This is a genomic window from Bradyrhizobium sp. BRP19 (assembly GCF_020194195.1).
GTDB lineage: Bacteria > Pseudomonadota > Alphaproteobacteria > Rhizobiales > Xanthobacteraceae > Bradyrhizobium > Bradyrhizobium yuanmingense.
In genome coordinates, this window is sequence record NZ_JADYVZ010000058.1 from 1 (window position 1) to 2,998 (window position 2,998).

Here is a 2,998-nt window from a genome sequence, read left to right on the forward strand (position 1 = left end):
GAGAGCAGCAAATCGGGCTTTCAGCCGACCTTTCGTCCCGCTGCGCCAACTCACGGTTTTCCATTTGGCGCTCGCCAGCATGTGTTCTGCCGCAATTGATAAGATATCCGGCACGTGGTGCTTTCGTGGTTTCCCGCGGACTTTGGTAATCGGCCAAATGAGCTTCACATCAACCGGATACACCTTGAGGTGCCGAGGGATGCCGACGGCCCAGGCCAATCCGCGTTCTGTTAGCCCTTGTCGAAATGGTGCGCTGAGCCCGTATCCTGCATCCGCCAGCACACATCCAAAGCGCACGTTGGCTGCCATCGCTCGATCAACCTCAGCCAAAGCGATTTCTGGCTTGGATCTTGCCGTTCGGTGTTCGATCGTAAGCGCCGTTCCGCTCCCACCTTCTCACGGCACATGGGATAGGCGAGTTTCACGATCTCTTTGAAGGGATCGGCTTGTGTCTATGCTTGACCATACGCTTAAGTCGGACGTGACGGCGCGCCGGCTGGAAGTGATCACGGAGACGGGACGCCGTCGTTGGTTCTCCAAGGACGACAAGGCCCGGATTGTCGAGGAGACGCTGGTCGCAGGCGCGGTCGTTTCCGAGATTGCCCGGCGACACGGGCTGACCCCACAACAAGTGTTCACCTGGCGCCGGCAAGCACGCCGGCAGCCGGCGCCGATGGCGGACGATCCGCAGTTTGTACCGGCGGTGGTAGACGCCATGGCACCAGTCGCGGTTGCTGGCCATGAGCGCAAGACAGCGCGACGTAAGGCCAAGCCGGATGTCGGGGCTCGCCGTTGCGATGCCGGGTGCATCGAGATCGAAGCCGAAGGCGTCACGATCCGGGTCGGCCGAGGCGCGGACGTGGCGATGATTGCGGCCATCCTCCATGCGCTGAAGGCAAGCCGGTGATCGGCCCGTCCGGAACTGTCCGGGTGATGGTGGCAACCAAGCCGGCGACTTCCGCAAGGGAATGGAGGGCCTGGCTATGTTGGTGCGCGAGCACATGAAGGCCGATCCGTTCTCGGGTGCTGTTTATGTGTTCCGTGCCAAGCGGGCGGACCGGATCAAGCTGATTTTTTGGGATGGTACGGGTTTGTGCCTGTTCGCCAAGCGGCTGGAGGAAGGCGTCTTCCGCTGGCCGAAGATCGAGGACGGCGTGATGCGTTTGTCGACGGCGGAATTGTCGGCGTTGCTCGAAGGGCTCGATTGGCGGCGTGTTCACGCGGCACGGGAGACGGTCGTCCCGACGCAAGCCGGATAATTGTGGGCCGCGCTGCGGCGAAGTGAATCAGGGGCATCGAGCACGTCGTCAGGCGGGCGCGAATATGCTCTGATTTGCCTGTGAGCGATAACCTTCCTGATGATCCCGAGACGCTGAAGGCGATGCTGCTGGCCGAGCGGCATGAGAGCGAGCGGCTGCGCCAGATCATCAAGGAATTGCAGCGTCATCGCTTTGGCCGCAAGGCAGAGTCGCTTCCCGAGGAGCAGATGCTGCTAGGCCTCGAGGACGTCGAACAGGTTGCGGCCTGTACAGAAGCCAGCCAAGACGAGACAGCTCCGGAAGGCCGGGCCGAACGGGCGCGCAAGCGCCGCAACAATCGCGGAGCACTGCCGGCGCACCTGCCGCGGATCGAGGTCGTCGTCGACATCGACGACAAGATCTGCCCCTGCTGCCAGGGCGAACTGCATCGGATCGGCGAGGACAGGAGCGAACGGCTGGACATGGTGCCGGCGCAGTTCCGCGTTGTCGTCACCCGGCGCCCCAAATACGCCTGTCGCCTGCGAGGACGGCGTCCTGCAGGCCGAGGCTCCGGCCCGGCTGATCGAGGGCGGACTGCCGACGGAGGCAACCGTCGCCCAGGTTCTGGTGTCCAAATATGCCGATCATCTGCCGCTTTACCGGCAGGCCCAGATCTATGCCCGCCAGGGCATCGCTCTCGATCGATCGACGCTGGCGGACTGGGTAGGGCATGCCGCCTTCCATCTGCGCCCGCTGCATGAGCGCCTTCTCACGGTGCTTCGCGCGAGATCCAAACTGTTCGCCGACGAGACGACGGTGCCGGTGCTCGATCCTGGTCGAGGGCGCACCAAGACCGGCCAGCTCTGGGCCTATGCCGCCGACGACAGGCCCTGGGGCGGCCTCGATCCGCCCGGCATCACCTATGTCTATGCACCCGACCGCAAGGCCGAGCGGCTGTTCAGCCATCTTGCCGGCTTCAAGGGCGTCCTGCAGGTCGATGGTTACAACGCCTATCCAAAGCTTGCCGAGCGTGGCGAGGTCGAGCTTGCCTTCTGCTGGGTGCACATGCGGCGCAACTTCTACGAACTCGCGACAGCCGGACCGGCGCCGATCGCAAGCGAGGCGCTCAAGCACATTGCCGCATTCTATGCGATCGAGAAGGAGATCCGCGGCCGCAGCGCGGAGGAGCGCCGCCTCGTGCGGCAGCAGAAGAGCCGACCACTGGCCCATGCCTTCGAGGTATGGCTGCGCGCCAAACTGGCTCTCATCAGCCAGAAGACCAAGCTCGCCGACGCCATCCGCTACGCCCTCTCGCGCTGGCAGGGACTGACGCGCTTCATCAATGACGGCCGCATCGAACTCGACAACAATACCGTCGAACGATCAATCCGTGGCATCAAGCTCAGTCGCAAGAACGCGCTGTTTGCCGGATCCGACGGCGGTGCCGAACACTGGGCTGTCGTCGCGTCCCTGGTCGAGACTTGCAAGCTCAACGACGTCGATCCGCTCGCTTATCTCACCAACGTCCTGACCAGGATCGTCAAAGGGCATCCCAACCGCGACATCGACCAGCTATTGCCCTGGTCCTACCGCGCTCAAGCCCTCAAAGCCGTGGCCTGAGCACGACGCTTACGTTCGATCGGCACCCGAGCACGCATCAAACGAGACACATTGCCTGTCCAACTCTCGGGCAGAAAGAGACGCAATGCGACCATCACGGGCACTTCGCCGCGCGCAAGGGTCAGCGACACCAGCGTTTG

At 63.2% G+C, this 2,998-nt stretch carries 1 protein-coding gene and 4 pseudogenes; 3 read left to right on the forward strand and 2 right to left on the reverse strand.

Translation table 11 applies throughout. From position 1 onward, the window contains the following. A pseudogene (locus I6F36_RS38365) lies at positions 1–369 on the reverse strand (transposase); the annotation flags it as partial. A gap of 85 nt (positions 370–454) precedes the next feature. Here I6F36_RS38365 and I6F36_RS38370 point away from each other — a divergent pair. The 3 genes and pseudogenes from I6F36_RS38370 (at position 455) to I6F36_RS38380 (ending at position 2,858) form a co-directional block, all read left to right on the forward strand. Further along, positions 455–907 (forward strand): transposase, encoded by a 453-nt coding sequence (locus I6F36_RS38370; protein ID WP_225143897.1) that lies wholly within the window; start codon positions 455–457, stop codon positions 905–907. Continuing rightward, positions 904–1,259, forward strand: a pseudogene (gene tnpB, locus I6F36_RS38375) (IS66 family insertion sequence element accessory protein TnpB). The gene I6F36_RS38370 and the pseudogene tnpB overlap by 4 nt, the downstream one beginning before the upstream one ends. A 122-nt stretch (positions 1,260–1,381) precedes the next feature. Next, a pseudogene (locus I6F36_RS38380) lies at positions 1,382–2,858 on the forward strand (IS66 family transposase). A 14-nt stretch (positions 2,859–2,872) separates the two neighbouring features. Here the strand turns inward: I6F36_RS38380 and I6F36_RS38385 are convergent. Further along, a pseudogene (locus I6F36_RS38385) lies at positions 2,873–2,998 on the reverse strand (transposase); the annotation flags it as partial.

Coding starts and splice junctions, on each gene's coding strand:
- I6F36_RS38370 (WP_225143897.1), top strand. CDS start 455: ATGCTTGACCATACGCTTAAGTCGGACGTGACGGCGCGCCGGCTGGAA.